Source organism: Streptomyces sp. NBC_00223, assembly GCF_036199905.1.
Lineage (GTDB): Bacteria > Actinomycetota > Actinomycetes > Streptomycetales > Streptomycetaceae > Actinacidiphila.
This window is the reverse complement of record NZ_CP108109.1, coordinates 243,905-264,517: the sequence shown is the minus strand read 5'-3', so window position 1 is coordinate 264,517 and position 20,613 is coordinate 243,905. Positions and strand designations below refer to the sequence as shown.

Here is a 20,613-nt window from a genome sequence, read left to right as displayed (position 1 = left end):
GAAGGCTCAGCGGGCCCCGGCGCGTCGTCGCGTCAGCCGGACGGCCCAACCGAGCAGCACCGCGTCGAGCCCTGCCGAGCGCGGCCCCCGTCGGCTCCCGCCCCTTCACACCTCCTGGCGGACCCCGCCGCGCCTGGACGCGAACGCGATGCCGGCTGCGACCGCGGCCAGCGCGGAAACAGTGGTCAGGGCGGTCGGCAGGCCGAAGGCGTCGGCCAGGAAGCCGATCGAGGGCGGGCCGAGGAGCATGCCGCCGTAACCGAGGGTGGAGGCGGCGGCGACCCCGCTGGGGCCGGTCAGTTCGCCCGCCCTGGCGATGGCGGTCGGGAAGAGGTTCGCCAGGCCCAGGCCGGTCAGCGCGAAGCCGATCATGGTCAGCGGGACGGCGGGCGCCAGCGCGCCGAGCAGCATGCCGCCGCACGCGGTGAGCCCGCCGAGCACCAGGGCGCGGGTCTGGCCGAGCCGCAGGATCAGCGCGGTTCCGGAGAGCCGTCCCACCGCCATGGCGAGGGCGACGCAGGCGTATCCGGCCGCCGCGATACCGGGGCCGCCGTGCAGATCCTGCTGGATGTGCAGCGGACCCCACTCGGCGAGCGCGCCCTCGCCGTACGCCGTGCAGGCCGCGATCAGACCGAAGACGGCGACGAGCAGACCGGTGCGGGGGACGGGTTGACCCGCGGCGGGCCGGGTGGCCGGTTTCGCGCTCTTGACGTCAGGCTCGGTCCCGCCGGCCGCGCTGTCCTTGTCTGTCGTATGCGCGAGCGGGCGCAGGGGGTGGGCCACCAGGACGCGTCCGGCCAGCGCCACCGCGACCAGGCCGACCGGGGTGAGCAGCAGCAGATGGGTCGCGGGCGAGAGATGGGGTGCGAGCAGCCCGCCGATACCGGCGCCGAGCAGGCCGCCCAGGCTGTACGCGGCGTGGAAGCCGGACATCACCGGCCGGCGCAGCGCCGCGACCAGATCGACGGCGACACTGTTCGCGGCCACGTTGAGCCCGCCGTAAGCGATTCCGAAGCAGAGCAGCACGAGTCCGAGCGCGAGCGCCGAATGCGTCCTCGGCGGCAGGGCGATGCTGAACGACAGCAGAACGGCGGTCGCCACGCTCACCCGTTCGCTGCCGAATCTCCGGCACAGCCGCCCGGTCAGCACCATCGTGGCCACCGCGCCCGCCGAGACGCCGAGCAGCGCCAGCCCCAGCTGCCCGGCCGACGCCCCGACCTGGGCCTTGATGGCGGGGATACGGACCACCCAGCCCGCGAAGAGGAAGCCGTCCACGGCGAAGAAGACGGTCAGAGCCGTACGCAGGCGGCGGAGTTGGGGATCGGTGGCGGGAGTGTGGTGGGATCGGGCGAACGCCGTCCCTATTTTGTTTAGAGTCGGCACAAAGTGAGAATAGAGGGGTGACACAGATTCGGACAAGGCTTGAGCGAGGCCGGGGCGCGCTCGGACCGGCGCTTTCCCTCGTGCACACCGGCCGCGCGGCTACCCGCGCCCTGCTCACCGCCGAACTCGGGGTGACCAGGGCCACAGCCGGCGCGGTCGCCGCCGAACTGGAAGCGCTCGGGCTGATCCGGGTCGACACCCGGCCCAGCGGACCCTCGGGGGCCCAGGGGCGCCCCTCGCACCGGCTCGATGTCGCCCCCGAGGGCCCGGTCACCCTCGCGGCGCAGGTGCACTCCGACGGCTTCCGGGCCGCGCTCGTCGGGCTGGGCGGCGAGATCGTCGCGACGGCCCCGGGGAGCATGACCGTGCCCGCCGACCCGGCCCATGTGCTGGGCGCGGTGGTCGAGATGGGGGCGGGGCTGCTGCGGGACTCCGGACGGGTGTGCGTGGGCGCCGGGCTCGCGGTGCCCTCCGCCGTCGCCGAACCCGAGGGCACCGCGCTCAATCCGCTGCACCTCGCGTGGCCCGCGGGCGCACCGGTCCGCGCGGTCTTCGCCGCCCAGATCGCCCGGGTGGGCATCACCGGGCCCGACGGCCGGCCCGTCGCCTCCTTCGTCGGCAATGACGTCAATGTGGCGGCGCTCGCCGAGCACCGGCACGGTGCCGGGCGCGACGCCCAGCATCTGCTGGTCGTCGCCTCGGGGCACCGCGGGGTCGGCGGGGCGCTCGTCCTGGACGGGCGGCTGCACACCGGCAGTTCGGGGCTCGCGCTGGAGGTCGGGCACCTCACCGTCCTGCCGGACGGGCGGCCCTGTCACTGCGGCAGCCGGGGCTGTCTGGACGTCGAGGCCGACCCGCTGGCCTTCCTGGAGGCGGCCGGGCGGCCGCCGGGGCCGGAGGTCTCGCTGTTGCAGCAGTGCCGTGATCTGCTCCGCGAGGAGTACGCGGACCCCGCGGTACGGGGGGCCGCGCATGTGCTGATCGACCGGCTGGGACGGGGGCTGGCGGGGCTGGTGAACGTCCTCAATCCGGACCGGATTCTGCTGGGCGGGCTGCACCGGCATCTGCTGGACGCTGATCCGGAGCGGCTGCGGGCGGTGGTGGCGGACCGGAGTCTGTGGGGGAGGAGCGGAGGGGTGCCGGTGCTGGCCTGCGCGCTGGATCACAACAGTCTGGTGGGGGCGGGGGAGTTGGCCTGGCAGCCGGTGCTCGACGATCCCCTCGCCGTGCTGGGGTAGCGGGCGGCCGGGAGGGCCGTTCCGAAGTGCCGCCGGCCACGGGGTCCTCGCGGGCGGCACTTCCCGCGAGGGCCGCGCGGTCGAGGCGGAGGAAGGCGGGCAGCATCAGGGCGCCCAGCAGCACCGTGGGCGCGCCGCCGACGACCAGGGACCAGCGGCTGCCGAACTCCTCGGCGATCCACCCGGCCGCGGGCCCGCCGACGACGGTCGTGCCGCTCCACGCCATCGCCCACAGGGCCATCACCCGGCCCCGCATCGAGGGCTCAGCGGCGAGCTGCAACGCCGTCTTGGACAGCGAGTTGAACGTGATGCTGCCGTAGCCGACGAACAGCAGGGCCACGAGTTCCCACACCAGAGTCGGCGCGAGCGCGGCCCCCATGATCGCGGTGCCCCAGCCGATGGCCGCGAGCGCGAGTGTGCCCGGTTGCCGCCGGTTGCCGCGCGCGGCCACGACCAGTCCGCCGGTGACGGCGCCGACCGCCATCACCGTCGCCATGATCCCGTACGTCCCCGCGCCGCCATGGAAGGGGCCGCGGGCCATCAGCGGCAGCGTGACCGGGAACTCGTAGGCCAGCGTGCCGGTGACCGTCAGCATCACCAGCGGCAGCAGCAGCGCGGGCGTCCGGCGGGCGTAGCGCAGCCCGGCACGGACCTGGCCCTTCTCTCGCGGTGGACGGACCGCGGTGTGCATCTCGGCCTTGCGCATCAGCGCCAGGCTGATCAGGACGGCGACGAAGGAGACCGCGTTCAGCAGGAAGCAGGTCGTCAGGCCGACGGCGGCCACCAGCGCGCCGCCGGCCGCCGCGCCGAGCACCCGGGCCAGATTCACCGAGACGGAGTTCAGGGTGACCGCGTTGGCCAGCTGTTCGCGGGGGACCAGCTCCGCGATGAGGCTCTGCCGCGCCGGGTTGTCGAAGGCCGTCAGCACCCCCAGGGCCAGGGCCAGGACGAGGACGGCGGTGATGTTCACGGCGTGCAGCAGGGTGAGCAGGCCGAAGACCAGCGCGATCGCCGCCGAGGACGACTGCGTCACGTACAGCAGCCGCCGTTTGTCGTACCGGTCGGCGACCAGGCCGCCGAACGGGCCCAGGACCACGAAGGGCAGAAAACGCGCGGCGGTGGTCACGCCGAGGTCGGCGCCGCTGCCGGTCAGGTGCAGCACCAGGAAGGCGAGCGCCAGGCTCTGCATCCAGGTGCCCGCGACCGAGACCGAGTAGCCCCAGAAGTACAGGCGGTAGTTGCGCACCGACAGCGAGGACAGCGCCCGCGCGAGCGGCCGGGCGGGTGGCGGTCCGGGCGCCGGGGTCCCGGGGCCCTCGGGGGCGGTCACGGCGCGCTCTCGGCGGTCCCACCGCTCAGGGACGACCCGGCGGTGGGCCGGTCGAATTCGGCCAGGCGCTGCATGAGGGCTCCCGCGGCCAGCAGCGCGCGCTGTTCCTCGGGGTCCAGGAGCGCTTCCATCGCCCGGCCCAGCCAGGTGTCGCGCTCGTGGCGCACATCGGCCACCTCGGCGCGGCCCGGTTCGGTGGCGAGGACCAGCACCCGGCGGGCGTCGGTGACGTCCTTGCGGCGGCGGACGAATCCGGCCGCCTCCAGCTCGCGCAGCGCGGCGGCCACATTCGAGCTGGTCATCTGCAACTCCTCGGCGATCAGCCGGGGCTGCGGCCCCTCGGGCAGCCGGACGACGGCGGCCAGCACCTGCAACGCCGTCCTGGACACGCCGTGCACCGGACGCACCTCGTGACGCAGCCGCCGCTGGAGGAGCTTCATCTGCGTCCGGAACCTGCGGACCTCTTCATCGTCCATACAGCTATTCTATATAGCTATTTCACATAGGGGAAAATCCGGTCACAAGGAAGACCGACAGTTCAGGCTGGACGGTTTGAACCGCGGTACATAGCGTGGCGGCATGGACGAGAGCACCGAGGACGTCTCCGGGTCGGCCGCCCGCGCGGCGCGGGATCTGCGGGTGGTGTTCAGCCGGCTGCGCAGGCGGCTCCGCGAGGTGTACGACACCCGCCAGCTCACCCCGTCGCAGACCTCCGTGCTCAGCAGGCTCGGCAAGGACGGGGACGCCTCGACCAGTGATCTGGCCGCCGCCGAACGCGTCCGCCCGCAGTCCATGGCCGCCACGCTCGGCGCCCTGGACGAACGCGGTCTGATCACGCGCCGCCCCGACCCCGGCGACGGCCGCCGGCAGCTGGTCTCGCTCAGCGACGCCGGCCGCGCGTTCTTCGACGACAAGCGCCGGGCGGGTGAGGAGTGGCTGACCCGGGCCCTCCAGGACCGCTACACGGAGGACGAACGCCGTACGGTCATCGAGGCGATGGCCCTGCTGGAACGGCTCACCCAGCCGTAGCGGCCCCCGCCGTACACCCCTCCCGCCAGACCTGTGTGCAGGCCCTCGCCCCCCGGCGCCGTCCGTCCTCAGGGTGTCAGAAGAGCGGGGGCGGCGCCGTCTCCCGGGGGCGCAGCGGCGCGGTGGGCGGGCCGAAGGACGCCTGGCCGGGGGCGCGTTGGAGCGTCCAGCCCGCGGCGAGGCGGGCGTCCAGCAGGAGGTGGGCGCCCTCCGGCGTCACGACATGGACGTCGTGCCCCGCGACCGCGACCACCGTGCCCGTCAGGGCGCAGCCCGGCGGAAGGGCGGTCACCGCCGCGGCCGGCGCCGGGGGCTGCCCGGCCAGGCCGAAGAGGTCCGCGTGGTCCACGACCGCGAACGGCCGAAGGCGCAGCGACTCCGGCAGCCGGGCCTGGCGGTCCGTCACCTCGGCGTGCAGCGACCGCACTTCGGCCGCCCGCTCAGCGGCCGGCGGAAGGTCGTAGCGGGCCGCGCGCTTCGCCGCGTCCGTCACCCTGTCCGGAATCCGCAGCGCCGCGCCGAGCACCGCCTCCGTACGGCGGGCCGTCATCAGCGGGCCCTCGCCGAGGAAGGCGAAGCACACCGCGGCCTGCTCCAGCAGCCGGGCCCGGCCGCGGGCCACCGCCGTGATGCCCACCTTGTGCAGCCCGGGGCCGAAGTACGCCAGATAGACCGCGTACGGCCGCGGGTCGTCCGCCCGGGTGTCGGCCGCCACCGACGACGCGCGGTCCAGCGCCGCACACCCCTCGCACTGGTCGCGCCTGGCCTCGGGCCGCAGCTCGGCGCCGTAAGGACACGCCGTCCACCGGCCCGCCCGCCACACGCCGACGCAGCGCCGTACCGCCTCCGCGCCCACCGCCAGGGTCAGCGCGTCACCGACCCGCACCGGGCTCGCCCGCACCCCGTGCCCTGGGTGCCACCACGTCCACCGCGCACCCTCCTCCCGCCACCGCAGCCCCGTACAACGCCACATGCCCCCACCGTAGGCGCCGGCACCGACAACGCGGCGGGAGCAGACCGGGACCGGCCGCGTACTCCGCCCGGAGCAGACCGGGTGCCGCCGGCCGTACGACGACTTCGGGGGCCGCGGGGACCAGGCTCGAAGACGTGGGAGACGAGTGCGGCAACCGAGGAGACGAACGACGATGAACACCCTTGCATGGCACGACGGCGGGCCCGGCCCGTGGATTCTGTTCTTCCCGCTGATCTGGGTGTTCGCGGTGGCCCTCGTGATCACCCTGCTGCGGCGGACGGTGTGGCGAGGGCGCGGCGGACCCTGGCACCAGAGGGCCGCGAGCAGCGAGCACTCGCCCATCGCGGTGCTCGGACGGCGGTACGCCGCCGGTGAGATCGACGAGGACGAGTACCGGCAGCGGCTGGCCGTCCTGGACGAGCAGTTCGGCCGTGACGCGCGAGGCGGCCTTCGCGGCGGCAAGGGCGGCGCCGTATGAGCGGCCCCGGCGGACCGAGCCTGCTCGCCACCGCCACCGCCACCGCCACCGCCACCGCGGCCCGCGTCGTCGACGCCGAGAAGGTGTACGGCGCCGGCGACGCGGCCGTCCACGCGCTGGACGGGGTGACGGTCGGCTTCCCGGCCGGCCGTTTCACCGCGATCATGGGCCCCTCCGGCTCGGGGAAGTCGACGCTGATGCACTGCGCGGCCGGGCTGGACTCGCTCAGCGCCGGCGCCGCGTACATCGGCGAGACCGAACTCGGCACCCTCGGCGACCGGCAGTTGACACTGCTGCGCCGCGAACGCGTGGGCTTTGTCTTCCAGTCCTTCAATCTGCTGCCGACGCTCACCGTCGCCGAGAACATCACCCTCCCGCTCGACCTCGCCGGGCGCGCCCCGGACGCCGCGTGGGTGGACTCGCTGATCGACGTCGTCGGGCTCCGCGACCGGCTGCTGCACCGTCCGGGTGAACTCTCCGGCGGCCAGCAGCAGCGGGTCGCCGTGGCCCGGGCGCTGGCCGGCCGGCCCGAGGTCGTCTTCGCCGACGAGCCGACCGGCAACCTCGACTCCCGCTCCGGCGGCGAGGTGCTGGACCTGCTCGGCCGGGCCGTGCGCGAGATGGGCCGCACGGTGGTCATGGTCACCCACGACCCGGTCGCCGCCGCCTACGCCGACGAGGTGGTCTTCCTCGCCGACGGCAAGCTGGTCGACCGGATGGCGGAGCCGACGGCGGCCCGGGTGCTCGACCGCATGAAGGCACTCGACGGGCGCGGCGCGGGCGGTGGGTCATGACCACCGGCACCACCCGTACGGCACTGCGGCTCGGCCTGGCCGGGCTGCGCGCCCACAAACGCCGGTTCGCCGGCACCTTCGTGGCCGTCTTCCTGGGCGTGTCCTTCCTGGCCGGGACCATGGTCATGGGCGACACCATGCGGGCCAGCTTCGGCAAGCTCTTCGCCGACGCCAACAGCGGTACGGACACGGTCGTGCGCGGCGCCGACGAGATCAAGGCCGGCCGGGGCCCGGGCACCCGCGCGCCCGTGCCGACCGATCTGATCGCCGCCGTCCGGGCGGTCCCCGGCGTGGCCGCCGTCGCCCCCGACATCGAGGGCGCGGGCCAGCTCGTCGCGCACGACGGCACCTCGCTCGACACCAAGGGCCCGACCGTGGCGGGCAACTGGATCGACGACCCCGGACTCAACCCCTACCGGCTGGTCGCCGGACACGCGCCGAACGGCCCCGGCCAGGCCGTGATCAACCGCGACGCTGCCAAGGCGGCCAAGCTGAAGATCGGCGACACGACACTGCTGCGTACCCCCGATCCGGTGAAGATCACCATTGTGGGCGTGGCCACCTTCGGCGGTGAGGACGGCGAGGGGCAGACCACGTACACCGGGCTGACCCGGGCCGACGCCGAGCGGTATCTGATGCCGGCGCCGGGGGAGGCGACCACGCTCAAGGTACGGGCGCTGCCCGGGGTCGGGCAGGAGCAGCTGACCGAGCGGGTCGCGCACGTGCTGCCCACGCGGTACGAGGCGATCACCGGCGCGCAGGCAAGCGACGAGACCGAGCAGGCGACCGCCGGGGCCTTCCTGGACATCTTCACCACCCTGCTGGTGGTGTTCGCGGGCATCGCCCTGCTCGTCGCCACCTTCAGCATCCACAACACCTTCGCGATCGTCGTCGCCCAGCGGGCCCGGGAGAACGCGCTGCTGCGGGCGCTCGGCGCGACCAGCCGCCAGGTGCTCGGCTCGACGCTCGCCGAGGCCGCCGCGGTGGCCGTCGCCGCCTCCGCGACCGGGCTGCTCGGCGGGATCGGCGTCGCGGCCGGCCTCCAGGCGTTCTTCCCCGCCGTCGGCTTCCCCTTCCCCGACGGCTCCCTGGTGATCCACGCGGCCGCGCTGGCCGTGCCCCTGGCCGTCGGACTGCTGGTGTGCACCGGCTCCGCGGTGCTGCCGGCGGTCCGCGCGGGACGTACCGCGCCGCTGGCCGCGCTGCGGGAGAGCGCGACCGACACCTCCGGTGCCTCCCGGCGGCGGGCGCTGACCGGGGCGGTGACGGGCGCCGCCGGGGTCGCGCTCACCGTCACCGGCGTGGCGGGCCCGAACCTCACGCTCGCCGCGACCGGAGCCGTACTGACCCTGGCCGCCTTCGTGGTGCTCGGCCCGGTGGCCTCCTCGGTCGCGGTCCGCGTACTCGGCGCGCCGGTCGCCCGGCTGCGCGGGATCACCGGCTCGCTGGCCCGCCGCAACGCGCTGCGCAGCCCCCGTCGGACAGCCGCCACCGCGACCGCGCTGATGATCGGGGTCGCGGTGGTCTCGCTGTTCACCGTCCTCGGCGCGTCGATGAAGACCACGCTGGACCGTACGGTGAACCGTTCCTTCGCCGGGGACGTCGCCATCAGCGTGCCGGTGTACGGCGCGGGCGGCAGCGGGCTCAGCCCGCGGGTCGCGCCCGCCGTCGCGAAGCTGCCCGAGGTCGCGGAGGCCGTCGGGCTCGGCCGGGGCGTCGCCGACGTGGACGGCCGGGGGCGCGTGCTCACCGTCACCGACCCGGCGGCGCTGTCCCGGCTGCTCGACCTCGGCACGGTCGACGGCTCGCTGTCCGGACTGGGCACGCACGCCGTCGCGGTCTCCCGGTCGGAGGCCGGCACACACGGCTGGACCACCGGCAGCAAGGTGACGCTCTCCTTCTCCGACGGGCAGCGGCTGCCGTTCACCGTCGGCGCGGTCTACGGCCGGGCGGACCTCGCGGGCGACTACATCGTCACGCGCGCCGCCTGGGCCCCGCACCACGTCCAGGACAAGGACACACTGGTCGCGATCGGCTTCCGGCCCGGTGTCGGCACGGCCGCGGGCAAGGCCGCCGTCACCAAGGCGGTGGCACCCTTCGGCGCGCCCGAGGTGCAGACCAGGAGCGAGTTCGCCAAGTCGTCCGCGGCCGGCATCGACACCTTCCTCACCCTCGTCTACGCCCTGCTCGCGCTGGCCGTGCTGATCGCGCTGCTCGGCATCGCCAACACGCTCACCCTCGCGGTGCACGAGCGGACCCGGGAGCTCGGCCTGCTGCGCGCGGTCGGGCAGACCCGGGGACAGCTGCGGGCGATGGTCCGCTGGGAGTCGGTCGTGGTGGCCGCCTTCGGCACGGCGGGCGGACTGGGGCTCGGCGCGTTCCTCGGCTGGGCGCTGGTAAAGGCCACCGACAGCGATGGCGAGAGCGCGTTCTCGGTGCCGCCCGTCCAGCTGGCCGTGGTGCTGCTGGTCGGGGTCGCGGTGGGTGTCCTGGCCGGGTGGCGGCCCGCGCGGCGGGCGGCGCGGCTGGATGTGCTGCGGGCGATCGCGGCGGACTGAGGCCGCGGGGCCCTGGGGTCTTGGGGTCTTGGGGCGGTCCGGCCGGGGTGTGGGACCGGCCGGTGCGCGGGACCGGCCGCCGTCTCCTCCGCGCGGGGGAGACAGCGGCCGGTCCTCCGTGGTGGCCGTTCGGGAGGGGGTGCCCGTCGGGCGGTGGCCTGTCGGGCGGGTGACACCCGTCGGGGCGGGTGACGTCCTTCGGGAGGCGGCGCTTGGCCGGGCGGTGGCGTACTGCGGGCCGATGGCGTACCGCGGGAGCCCGGCGTCCCGCGGACGTGACGCCCGTCAGGCGACCGAGGCCGCGACGGCGAGGCGCTCCGGTACGACGGCCTTCTTGAACGGCACGTGGGCGGTTTTGAGCGGCACCAGCGTCGGCGCGGCCATCGGGGTGCGCAGGACGAACCACACCACTTTGCCGGTGTCGTCGGGCAGCAGATCGGTGCCCCAGCTGTCCGTCATCGCCTCGACCATGGCCAGGCCGCGGCCGGTGGTGGCGGTCGGCTCCATCGGCTGCGGATGCGGCAGCCGCGGATCATGGTCGGAGACGGCCACGGTGAGGCGGTCGGACACCAGGGTGAGTTTGACCGCGCACCGCTTGTCGGGCCTGGCGTGGCGGTGCACGTTGGCGAGCAGCTCGCTGATGCCGGTCGACGCCGCGTCGATGAGCGGGTCGAGGCGCCAGTAGCGCAGCTGGGCGGACACGATGCGCCGGATTTGCTGGATCCGGTACGGATGCGCTTCGAGTTCGAGCGCACACTCCCGGGCCGCTGGATCGAATTGGTCGGCTTGCATGATCACGGCTGCGACTCCCTCCGCGGCGGGGGCCGGTCAGCGCGTCCGCGTTGGCCGGACCGTACGCCGCTCCGATGGGAACACCTGAGCGAGAATGCGTAGAGTGACTGCTTCAGCACTCCGTGATGCGTAATCAGGTTCACCCGATGTGGCGCATGGCGCAACTCCGCTGGGCGCGGGGCCGTCGGCGTCGTGCCGGACGGGCCGGTCGGTCAGTCCGGTGATACGTCGTCCGGGGCGGTGCGGGCGAGGGCTGCCAGCGTGGCCAGCGCCCGGTCGAGCACGGCCGGCGGGGGCGAGGCCAGGCCCAGCCGTACGGCCCCGGGGGCGCGGTGCGGGCCCGCGGCGAAGGACGCGGCCGGGGTCACCGCGATGCCGCGGCGGGCGGCGGCCGCCACGAAGGTGTCGGCCCGCCAGGGCTCGGGCAGATTCCACCAGCAGAAGTACGCGCGCGGGTCCGTGCGCAGGTCAAAGCCGTCCAGGGCGCGCACGGCGAGGCGTACGCGGTGCGCCGCGTCCGCACGTTTGGCCGCGCGGATCGTGTCCGCGGTGCCGTCGGTGAGCCAGCCGGTCGCCGCCTCCAGGGCGTAGCCGGTGGTCGTCCACGCGCCCGAGCGCAGCGCCGCGGTCAGCCGGTCGGCGAGCGCGGGCGGGGTCACCGCGAAGCCCAGGGTCAGGCCGGGGGCCAGCCGCTTGGACAGGCTGTCGGCGAGGATCACGCGTTCCGGGGCGTACGCGGCCAGCGGGGGTGGGGTGTTGGGTGTGTGCGGGGCGTTCGGCGTTTCCGGCGCGTCGGGTGCGTCGGGTGCGTCGGGCGCGTCGGGTGCCAGGAAGGACCAGATCGCGTCCTCGACCGCGACGGTGTCTATCTGCCGCAGTACGGCGGCGAGTTCGGCGCGGCGCCGGTCCGGCATGGTGACGGTCAGCGGGTTGTGCAGCGTCGGCTGCGCGTACACCGCGCCGAGCGGGCCGTCCCGGTGCGCGGCGAGAAGCGCGTCGGGCCGCAGACCGTCCTCGTCGCAGGCCAGCGGTACGAGGGTGATGCCCAGGCGCGCGGCGAGCGACTTCACCACGGGATACGTGAACTCCTCGACGCCGAGGCGGCCGCCGGTCGGGACGAGGGCGGACAGCGCGGCGGCGATCGCCTGGCGGCCGTTCCCGGCGAACAGGACGGTGGCCGGGTCGGGGGCCCACCCCGGGCGGGTGAGCAGCGCGGCGGCGGCCTCGCGGGCGGCCGCCGTACCGGTCGCGCCCGCGGGACGCAGCGCGGCGGCGAGGACGTCGGGCCTGGACAGGCGGGCGAGGCCCGCGCCGAGCAGCGCGGACTGGCCTTCCACGACGGGGTAGTTCAGCTCCAGGTCCACCCGGGCGGGGCTGGGCTCCGCCAGCGCGGGACCCTCGGCGGGGGCGGTCGCCCGTACGAACGTGCCGCGGCCGACCTCGCCGACGGTCAGTCCGCGCCGCGCCAACTCGGCGTACACGCGGCTCGCCGTCGAGTCGGCGATCGCGTGGCGGCGGGCGAAGGCGCGCTGCGTCGGCAGCCGGTCGCCGGGGCGCAGGCGCCCCGCCGCGATCTGGGCGGCCACGCGGTTCGCGACGCGGCGGAAGTCGTCCACGGTACTGTGCCCTTTCTGCTGCTCTGACGTGTCATCGCGTCCCGCACGGACGGCCGGCCGCCGGGGCTCGGACGTCGGCGCGGGTGAAGGCATTCTCCCAGGCGCAGGCCCCCACGGGGCTGGCTGGCACCGCCGGGTCGCGCCGTTTCGGTTGCGCGCCGTCGCGGCGGGGTGTTGGGGGACTTGCCCCTTGCCCGCACGCGCGGGTCCGGTGCGATCGGCCTACGCGGCCTCCGGCCCCACCGCTCCCGTGGCCCCTGGGCCCAAGCACCCAGGGGGCCGGTTTGGCACCGCTGGGCCGCGCCGTCGCGGCGGGGTGTTGGGGGGCCTTGCCCCCGGCCTGTACGTGTGAGTCCGGTGCGATCGGCCTACGCGGCCTCTGGCCCCACCGCTTCCGTGGCCCTGGGCACAGGCCCCCACGGAGGCTGGTTCGGCACCGCCGGTCCGCGCCGTCTCGGTTTCGCGCCGTCGCGGCGGGGATTGGGGGAGGCGTGCCCCAAGGGCCTCGCGTGCGGGTGACCGTGCCGTCGGCCGACACGGCTGTTGGCGCCGCCGGAGCCCGGGCGTTCGCACGGAGGTCGCAGGCGCGCGGCCGTCGCAAGCGCGTTGCGCTCTCGTGCGGTGCGGCACGCGGGCCGCCTTCCGGGAAGGCCGGCCCCCGATCGGGCTCGGGACGCTGCCACCCCAACCGCCCGCGTGGTCGGCAGACCCCTACGGGCCCGGCTGGCACCGCCGGTCTGCGCCGCCTCGGTGCGCGCCGTTGCGGCGGGGTGTTGGGGGCCTTGCCCCCGGCCCGTACGTGTGAGTCCGGTGCGATCGGCCTACGCGGCCTCTGGCCCCACCGAGCCCGTGGCCCCTGGGCCCGAGCCCCCACGGAGGCTGGTTCGGCACCGCCGGGTCGCGCCGTTTCGGTTTCGCGCCGTCGCGGCGGGGTGTTGGGGGACTTGCCCCTTGCCCGCACGCGCGGGTCCGGTGCGATCGGACTACGCGGCCTCCGGCCCCACCGCTCCCGTGGCCCCTGGGCCCAAGCACCCAGGGGGCCGGTTTGGCACCGCTGGGCCGCGCCGTTGCGGCGGGGTGTTGGGGGCCTTGCCCCCGGCCTGTACGTGTGAGTCCGGTGCTCTGGCCTCACCGGGGGCCTGCGCGTTCGCAGGGGCGGGGGCTCGGGATTGCTCCGAGATCAATGGGAAGGATTGCCCTCCGGGGAGGGCGTTCATAGCATCGGGGTAATTGGTCTCGTCGGAGGGAAAACGCTGGTGGGCAGGCTAGAGGTGCGCGGGGTCAGCGTGGGGTACGACGACATCGGCGGCCGCGGCAGCGGCGGCGTGCCGTTGGTGTTGGTGCACGGGCACCCCTTCGACCGGACGATGTGGCGGCCGCAGACCCACGCCTTTCCCGGGCAGCGGGTGATCGCACCCGACCTGCGCGGGTACGGCGCGACCACCGTCGTGCCCGGCGTCACCCCGCTGGACGCCTTCGCCCACGACCTCGCCGCCCTCCTCGACCGACTCGGCGTCGCCCGCGCCACGTTGTGCGGCCTGTCGATGGGCGGGCAGATCGTCCTGGAGTTCCACCGGCTGTTCCCCGAGCGCGTCGCCGGGCTCGTACTCGCCGACACCTTCGCCCAGGCGGATACCCCGCAGGGCCGGAAGGAACGCAACGACCGGGCGGACACGCTGCTGCGCGACGGCATGGCCGGATACGCCCACGCCGTACTGGACTCGATGGTCGCGCCCGCCACCGTACGCGACCTGCCCGAAGTCGCCGCGCACGTACTGGACATGATGCTCGCCGCACCCCCCGAGGGCGCCGCCGCGGCCCTGCGCGGACGGGCCGAACGACCCGACTACACCCCCACGCTCGCCGGAATCACCGTACCGACCCTGGTCGTCGTCGGCCGCGACGACACCTTCACCCCGGTCGCCGACGCGCGCTTCCTGTACGAGCGGATCCCCGGCGCCCGGCTCGCCGTGATCGAGGGCGCGGGCCACCTCCCCAACCTGGAACGCCCGGCCGACTTCAACCGGGCGCTGGCCGGTCTGCTGGCCGAGGTGAACGGAGACTGAGCGCCCGGAAAAGCCCTGGAAAGCCCCGGAAAGCCGCGCAAACCCCCGGAAACGGCCCCCGCCTCACACGCTCCGCAGGTCCAGCCGGTGCATCGCCCGCCGGAAGGACGCCCGCAGCACCGGGGTGAACGCCCGCAGGAACACGGCCGCGGGCGCGGCCGGTTCGACGGCGATCGTCCACTGCACCAGGCTGCCCCGCGCCAGCGGCTCCACCCGCCACTCCTCAAGGACCGCCCGGACCCCTGGGCGGTTGGTGGCGTCGCCGCGGTAGGCGTACCGCCGGGGCGACTCGGCGGCGAGGACCGTCTCGTCGAAGCGCAGGCCGCCGGACAGGACGACGTGCCGCCCGTTCTCCGTCGGCCGGGCGGACCTGACCGCGCCGAACCACTCGGACCAGCCCGCCGTGTCCTCCGCGAGCGCGTGGTAAGCGGCCCGCGGGGGCGCGGCGATCGCGGCGGAGAAGACCAGCCGCACCGGAGCCGCGTCGAGGAAGTCCAGCTCGACCGGGCGCAGTCGGCGGTTGAGGCGGGCCATGGCCCGAAGGCTACGCCACCGCGGGTCAGTTGTCGGCGGGGCCGGCGGGCTCGCCGGCCACCACGAGGTCCGACAGATGCTCGGCGATCTCCGCGCGCAGCACCTCGGGGATGCCCGCGTCCGTCACCAGGGTGTCCACGTCCTCCAGCGACGCGAACGAACTCAGGCCCACCGTCCCCCACTTGGTGTGGTCGGCGATCACCACCACCCGCCGGGCCGAGCGGACGAACTGCCGGTTGGTCTCGGCCTCCGCGAGGTTCGGCGTGGACAGGCCCGCCTCCACCGAGATGCCGTGCACCCCCAGGAACAGCAGGTCGAAGTGGAGCGAACTGATCGCCCGGTCCGCGACCGGACCGACCAGCGTCTCGGACGGTGTGCGCACCCCGCCGGTGATCACCACGGTCGCCGACCCCTCGCCGTGGTGCGCGCCGGGCCGCCGCTGGCCGGACTGGAAGACGTCCGCGACCCGTACCGAGTTGGTCACCACGGTCAAGTCCGGTACGTCCAGCAGGTGGTGGGCCAGGGCGAAGGTGGTGGTGCCGCCCGCCAGCGCGATGGCGCTGCCCGGGGAGACGAGGGTCGCCGCGGCCCTGGCGATCGCCTCCTTGGCCCCCAGTTCGAGGCTCGACTTGGCCTCGAAGCCCGGCTCGTGGCTGCTCGCCTCGACCACCGGCACCGCGCCGCCGTGCACCTTCTCCACGACGCCCTGCCGGGCCAGCGCGTCCAGGTCGCGGCGCACGGTCATGTCGGAGACGTTGAGCCGCCGGGTGAGTTCGTTGACCCGCACACCGCCGCGCCGCCGCACCTCGTCCAGGATCAGGGCCCGCCGCTGCTCCGCGAGGAGGTTCTGGTTGTCGCTCACCCGTGACCTCGTCCTGTTCATGTCGTTGACCAACGTGCCGACCGTCGATGTGCTGGGCTCATCCTTCCACGGGCGGTGTCGCCGGATGTACGGCGGATGGGCCGCGGCTCCGGTCCGTGACCGTTCCGTCACGATCGCGCCACAAAATGGCGTGGACATGTCTCGCCACCCCGGGGCGCGGGCACCACCCGGAGGAGAGCGCGAGGATCGGGGGTCCCTGGTGACCGCGGAATTACACACCTCAACAGACACCACCGGCCAACCGCTCGCGCTGGAACTGCTGGTGCACGGCGTCGGCGGCACCACCCCCGAGCAGATGCTCGACGACCCCCGGACCGTACGCCTGGCCGGGGACGACACGGCCGGGATCTACCGCAGGGCCCGCGACGCGGACGCCGAGGCGCACCCCGCGGAACACCGCGCCGAACCGGTCCCCGAGGCGTACTGCTGGGCCAACCTCACCTCCGGCAACGCCGGGCGCGCCTGGTGGCTGCTCCTGCTGCCGTTCATGATCGTGAATCTGGCGCACTGGATGCGGCCGCCCTCGGTGCGCACCCGCCTGGCCCGCGGCTACGAGATGCTGGTCCGGCTGCTCGCGCTCACCCTCACCGTGCTGCTGGTCGCCGCCGCCTGCGAGGTGGCGCTCGACATAGTGGCCTGGCAGTGCGCCGGACAGGCCGGCTGCGCCCGGGGGACGTCGTGGCTGGGCTTCGCCTCGGCCGCGCGCGGCGGCTGGTGGAGCGAGCCGGGCCGCAGGCTCGCCCTGGCCGCCCCCGCGCCCCTCGCTCTCGTCGCTCTCCTGTGGTGGCTGTCGCACCGCACCTGGTACGCGTACGAGTCGCAGCGCCCCGCCACCAGGTCGGCCCCGCCCACCCCCGGCACCCCCGCGCTGGCCCTGCCCGGCTTCTGGTACGGCCGCAGGTCCGTGGCCCGGCTGCGCACCGCCCACACCGCGGCCGGCCTGCTCACCGTGGCCGCCGCCCTGTGCGTACCGGCGCTGCGCCAGGACACCGGCAGCCCCGGCGAGGCGCTGCCCGCGCTCGGCTGGACGCTCACCGCCGTCACCGTACTGCTGGCGGCGGGCGCGGTCGGCGTGGTCTGCCGGGCGGACCGTACGGAGAGCGGCCTGGACGACACCACCGACTTCGTCGTCACCCGGGTGCTGCTCGCGGGCTCCGGGGCCGTCCTCACCGCCGCCGCGGTCTACGGCTGCTGGCACCGGCCCTCCTGGGTGTCGGCCGGACGGCTGCCGTCCGCGCAGGTCTTCACCGCGCTCACCCTCGTCCAGGGCGCCCTGATCGCCGCCCTCGCCGGGTCCGCGCTGCTGCTCCACCGCAGCCCGCCCGCCGAGTTCGAGGACGGCCCGACGGCGCTGCGCGGCCTGGCCGGGCCCGCCGTCGCCCTGCTGGCCTGCGCGCTGGGCGGTGTGCTGACCGGCGGCGCGGCCCAGCGCTGCGCGGACTGGCTGGACCGGGGCCGCACCCCGGGCCAGGACGGCAGTCCGCTGGCCGGGCCGCCCGCCGTGCTCACCTGGGAGTCGGCCGTGATCCCCGCCCTGCTCGCGGTGCTCGTACTGGTCGCGGCGGCGGTGATGTGGCGGCTGCGGCGCACCGAACGCGCCCTGTGCCCCGAGGTCGAGACGACATATCCGCACGCCACCCACCACCGCGGCAGGACCCGGCAGATAGCCGGGGCCGTCGCCCGCGCCGGGCTGACCGACACCGCGCCCGTGCTGATCGCCGTCTTCTGCGCGACCGGCTTCGCGCTCGGCGCGGCCGCCGTCGGCGCCGCCTGGGCGGGCGGCGGCACCCCCGGCGAGGAGGCCGCGCACGCGCCCGCCGCGGTGTCCGCGCTCGCCGACACCGCCCAGGCGCTGGGCTCCTGGCTGGTCGGCGCGGGCGTCGTCGCCCTGGTCGCGCTCGGCCGCCGCGCCTACCGGGACACCTCCGCCCGCCGTACGGTCGGCATCCTGTGGGACGTCGGCACCTTCTGGCCGCGCGCCGCCCACCCCTTCGCCCCGCCCTGCTACGCCGAGCGCGCGGTGCCCGACCTCAGCTGGCGGATGGCCACCTGGACCGAGGCCACCGGCGGCCGGATCGTGCTGTCGGGCCACTCCCAGGGCAGCGTGCTGTCCGCCGCGGCGGTCTGGCAGCTCGACCCCGCCGTTCGCGGCCGGGTCGCCCTGCTCACCTACGGCTGCCCGCTCGCCCGGCTCTACGGCCGCTGGTTCCCCGCGCACTTCGGGCCCGCCCGATTACGCGACCTCCACCGGGACATGCACACCTGGTCCAATCTCTGGCGGAGCACCGACCCCATCGGCGGCCCGGTGCACGTGCCCTCCGACGGCGTCCCCGTCGACCACGGGCCGCTGCTCGACCCGGCCGCCTACGGGCGCGACGCGGCCCACCCGCTGCCCGAACCGGTCCTGGGGCACTCCGACTTCCAGGCCGACCCGGCGTTCGCCGGGCAACGGGCCGCCCTGCTCGACCGGTTGGCGACCGCCGGGAGCGGCACCACCGGGACCGTACCCGCTCAGAGCAGCGCGGGCAGATCCTCCGGGTAGAGCAACTGGAGCTCGTCGTGCGTCGCTTCGTCCACATGCGCCAGCCGGACCGCGTGCCGCTCGACCATCGCCTCGAAGGTCTGCCGCGCGGTCCGGCCGTTGCCGAACGCCGGGCCCTTCGGGATCGCGGTGAAGTACTTCAGCAGCGCCTCGCCGGTGTCCTCGCCGAGCCGGTACTGGTGCTCGACCACCTGCGACTCCACGATCCGCACCAGCTCCTCGGCGGTGTAGTCGCCGAAGGTGATGGTCCGTGAGAAACGCGACGCCACACCGGGGTTGGAGGCCAGGAAGCGCTCCATCTCGGCGGTGTAACCCGCCACGATCACCACCACCGCGTCCCGGTGGTCCTCCATCAGCTTCACCAGCGTGTCGATCGCCTCGCGCCCGAAGTCCCGTCCCGCGTCCTCCGGCGCGAGCGCGTACGCCTCGTCGATGAACAGCACACCGCCGCGCGCCCGTTCGAACGCCTCCTGGGTGCGGATTGCGGTCGACCCGATGTGCTCGCCCACCAGGTCGACCCGGGCCACCTCCACCAGATGGCCGCGCTGCAGCACGCCCACCGACGCCAGGATCTCGCCGTAGAGCCGGGCCACGGTGGTCTTTCCGGTGCCGGGGGAGCCGGTGAAGACCAGATGGCGGCGCGGCGAGGGGGCCTTGAGCCCGGCCTGCTCACGGCGGCGGCCCACCGAGATCATGTCGATCAGCGTGCGCACCTCGCGCTTGACGCCGTCCAGGCCCACCAGGCCGTCGAGTTCGCCCAGCACGTCGTCGCTCGGCCTGGCCTGCGGCTGCGGCTCCTCCTCGGGCGGCCGTTGCGCGGGGACACCGCCGAGCAGGCCGTACGACTGGGCCGCGGTCTGCCGCAGCGGCGCCGCCGGTACGGGGACGGGCGGCTCCTCGGTGGCCGTACGGTCGCTGGTGCACTCCTCGGTGACCGGGCCCGGCTCCGCGAACTCGTAACCGCCGCGCTCGCAGCGCTCGGTGCGGCAGCGGGTCAGGGTGGACCGGCAGCCGTCGATGATGTGGAAGCCGTAGCCCTTGCTGCCCGTCACCCGGCAGCCGGTGAAGGTGCCGCGGCCCTCCGCCGACACGTAGATCCCGGCCTCGGAGGGGTTGGTGATCGTGCAGCGCTCCAGGGCCGGATCGGCGCCCTTGGTGACGATCACCCCGGTCGCCGTGCCGTCGATAGTGACCTGCGCGAGGGTGCCGCCGCTGCCGTGGTCGCGGAACCAGGCGCCGGTCGCGGCCTCCCTGATCCGGCAGTCGTCCAGCTGGATGTTGGCCCCGTCGCTCACCGAGACCGCGGTGTTGCGGATCTGCGAGAAGTCGCTGTCCACCACGTCCGCGCGCGAACCCCGGTCCAGCACGAACAGCGCGTCGGGCACGTCGTGCACCCGGCAGGCGTCCAGTATGGCCACGGCCCCGTCGCTCACCCACACCGCCGGGTAGTCACCCGTGCTGTCGTGGATCTCGCACTGGTCGGCGTCCGCGCGGGTGCCCGGGTCCCACACCGACAGACCGTTGCGGCCGAAGCGGCGCACCGCGCAGCGGGTCAGGGTGAGCACCGAACGGGCCCGCAGATCAATGGCGTTCTCGGGGATGTCGTGGATGTCGCAGTCGGCGAGCGCCAGGACGGCGTCCGTGTCCAGCGCGATGCCGTCGCCCGTGGTGCGGTGCACCTGGCAGTCGGTGAGATTGCCGGTCGCGCGGGACGAGACCTGCACCCCGGTGCCGCGGATCTCGAACACCTCGCAGCCGACCGCTTCGAGCGAACTGCCCTCGCCGGTCACCGAAAGGCCCGCGCCCGAGGCGTGGTGGACCCGGCAGCGCTCCAGCCGGGGCCCGGCGCCGCCGCGCACCGAGATGCCGCTCTGGCCCGCGGCGACCACCTCGCACTCCTCGTACAGGCCGCCGGCGCCGTCCAGCACACTGATGCCGAGCCCGGCCGGGTTGTCCACGGTGCACCGCCGCACGGTGGGCCGGGCGCCCTCCCGCACCTCGATGCCGACCGCCGAACGGGTGCTGACGCGCAGCCCCGACAGCTCGGGCGCGCACGCCTCGACCAGCAGCGCGGGGGCCGAGATGTCCTGCCCCTCCACGAGCAGGTCCTGTACGGAGGCGGCGGCCCGTACGGTCAGCGCGACGCCCGCCGTCGGGGCGATCCGCACGGTGCCGGGGCCGTCCGCGCAGCGCAGTGTCACCGCGCTGTCCACCACCAGATTCTCCCGGTAAGTGCCGGAAGCCACCGACAACACGTCACCGTCGCTCGCCGCCTGGAGCGCGGCGGCGAGCGTCTCGTACTCGCCTGTGCGGCGGCGCCACCGCGAACTGCTCGGGTTGGTCACCTGCACCACGCCATGTGCCATCGGGCTGCTCTGCCCCCACCTCTTGCGTCTG

15 protein-coding genes and 1 pseudogene are annotated in these 20,613 nt (G+C 74.8%); 7 read left to right on the top strand and 9 right to left on the bottom strand.

What is annotated here, in order from left to right:
- Positions 1–105: 105 nt before the first annotated feature.
- Complete coding sequence (locus tag OHA30_RS01145) at positions 106–1,383, bottom strand: MFS transporter (RefSeq protein WP_405785985.1); 1,278 nt, start codon at positions 1,381–1,383, stop codon at positions 106–108.
- Between the two features lie 17 nt (positions 1,384–1,400).
- Between OHA30_RS01145 and OHA30_RS01140 the strand changes: the two genes are divergently transcribed.
- Positions 1,401–2,621: an ROK family protein gene (locus OHA30_RS01140; protein ID WP_328911871.1), complete on the top strand. Its 1,221-nt coding sequence runs from the start codon at positions 1,401–1,403 to the stop codon at positions 2,619–2,621.
- A gap of 43 nt (positions 2,622–2,664) precedes the next feature.
- Here OHA30_RS01140 and OHA30_RS01135 read toward each other — a convergent pair.
- Both OHA30_RS01135 and OHA30_RS01130 read right to left on the bottom strand, forming a co-directional pair.
- Positions 2,665–3,951: pseudogene (locus OHA30_RS01135) on the bottom strand (MFS transporter); the annotation flags it as partial.
- A complete protein-coding gene (locus OHA30_RS01130) occupies positions 3,948–4,427 on the bottom strand; it encodes a MarR family winged helix-turn-helix transcriptional regulator (protein WP_328911870.1) in 480 nt (159 codons plus the stop codon). The pseudogene OHA30_RS01135 and the gene OHA30_RS01130, both read right to left, overlap by 4 nt.
- Positions 4,428–4,530: 103 nt before the next feature.
- Between OHA30_RS01130 and OHA30_RS01125 the strand changes: the two genes are divergently transcribed.
- Complete coding sequence (locus OHA30_RS01125; RefSeq protein WP_328911869.1) at positions 4,531–4,980, top strand: MarR family winged helix-turn-helix transcriptional regulator; 450 nt, start codon at positions 4,531–4,533, stop codon at positions 4,978–4,980.
- A 76-nt stretch (positions 4,981–5,056) separates the two neighbouring features.
- Here the strand turns inward: OHA30_RS01125 and OHA30_RS01120 are convergent, their stop codons facing one another.
- Complete coding sequence (locus OHA30_RS01120; RefSeq protein ID WP_328911868.1) at positions 5,057–5,953, bottom strand: DUF2797 domain-containing protein; 897 nt, start codon at positions 5,951–5,953, stop codon at positions 5,057–5,059.
- A 172-nt stretch (positions 5,954–6,125) separates the two neighbouring features.
- Here OHA30_RS01120 and OHA30_RS01115 point away from each other — a divergent pair, with 172 nt between their 5' ends.
- The 3 genes from OHA30_RS01115 to OHA30_RS01105 are packed head-to-tail and all read left to right on the top strand — an operon-like array spanning position 6,126 to position 9,783.
- Positions 6,126–6,431, top strand: coding sequence for an SHOCT domain-containing protein (locus OHA30_RS01115; protein ID WP_328911867.1), 306 nt, complete (start codon positions 6,126–6,128; stop codon positions 6,429–6,431).
- A complete protein-coding gene (locus OHA30_RS01110) occupies positions 6,428–7,225 on the top strand; it encodes an ABC transporter ATP-binding protein (protein ID WP_328911866.1) in 798 nt (265 codons plus the stop codon). The genes OHA30_RS01115 and OHA30_RS01110 overlap by 4 nt, the downstream gene beginning before the upstream one ends.
- Complete coding sequence (locus OHA30_RS01105; RefSeq protein ID WP_328911865.1) at positions 7,222–9,783, top strand: ABC transporter permease; 2,562 nt, start codon at positions 7,222–7,224, stop codon at positions 9,781–9,783. Before OHA30_RS01110 ends, OHA30_RS01105 begins: the two co-directional genes overlap by 4 nt.
- A 285-nt stretch (positions 9,784–10,068) precedes the next feature.
- Here OHA30_RS01105 and OHA30_RS01100 read toward each other — a convergent pair whose 3' ends face one another.
- Together OHA30_RS01100 and OHA30_RS01095 are read right to left on the bottom strand one after the other, a co-directional pair.
- A complete protein-coding gene (locus OHA30_RS01100; RefSeq protein ID WP_328917684.1) occupies positions 10,069–10,575 on the bottom strand; it encodes an ATP-binding protein in 507 nt (168 codons plus the stop codon).
- 212 nt (positions 10,576–10,787) lie between these two features.
- On the bottom strand, positions 10,788–12,191 hold the full coding sequence (locus OHA30_RS01095) for an aminotransferase-like domain-containing protein (RefSeq protein WP_328911864.1): 1,404 nt from the start codon (positions 12,189–12,191) through the stop codon (positions 10,788–10,790).
- A gap of 1,256 nt (positions 12,192–13,447) precedes the next feature.
- Between OHA30_RS01095 and OHA30_RS01090 the strand changes: the two genes are divergently transcribed.
- A complete protein-coding gene (locus OHA30_RS01090) occupies positions 13,448–14,257 on the top strand; it encodes an alpha/beta fold hydrolase (RefSeq protein ID WP_328911863.1) in 810 nt (269 codons plus the stop codon).
- Between the two features lie 63 nt (positions 14,258–14,320).
- Here the strand turns inward: OHA30_RS01090 and OHA30_RS01085 are convergent, their stop codons facing one another.
- Together OHA30_RS01085 and OHA30_RS01080 are read right to left on the bottom strand one after the other, a co-directional pair.
- Complete coding sequence (locus OHA30_RS01085; protein ID WP_328911862.1) at positions 14,321–14,791, bottom strand: SRPBCC family protein; 471 nt, start codon at positions 14,789–14,791, stop codon at positions 14,321–14,323.
- A gap of 25 nt (positions 14,792–14,816) precedes the next feature.
- Positions 14,817–15,653: a DeoR/GlpR family DNA-binding transcription regulator gene (locus OHA30_RS01080; protein WP_328911861.1), complete on the bottom strand. Its 837-nt coding sequence runs from the start codon at positions 15,651–15,653 to the stop codon at positions 14,817–14,819.
- Between the two features lie 157 nt (positions 15,654–15,810).
- On the opposite strand from OHA30_RS01080, the gene OHA30_RS01075 reads away from it, so the two are divergent.
- Complete coding sequence (locus OHA30_RS01075) at positions 15,811–18,216, top strand: hypothetical protein (RefSeq protein WP_328911860.1); 2,406 nt, start codon at positions 15,811–15,813, stop codon at positions 18,214–18,216.
- Here the strand turns inward: OHA30_RS01075 and OHA30_RS01070 are convergent.
- Positions 18,186–20,582 (bottom strand): right-handed parallel beta-helix repeat-containing protein, encoded by a 2,397-nt coding sequence (locus tag OHA30_RS01070; protein ID WP_328911859.1) that lies wholly within the window; start codon positions 20,580–20,582, stop codon positions 18,186–18,188. The genes OHA30_RS01075 and OHA30_RS01070 overlap by 31 nt on opposite strands.
- Positions 20,583–20,613: the final 31 nt, after the last annotated feature.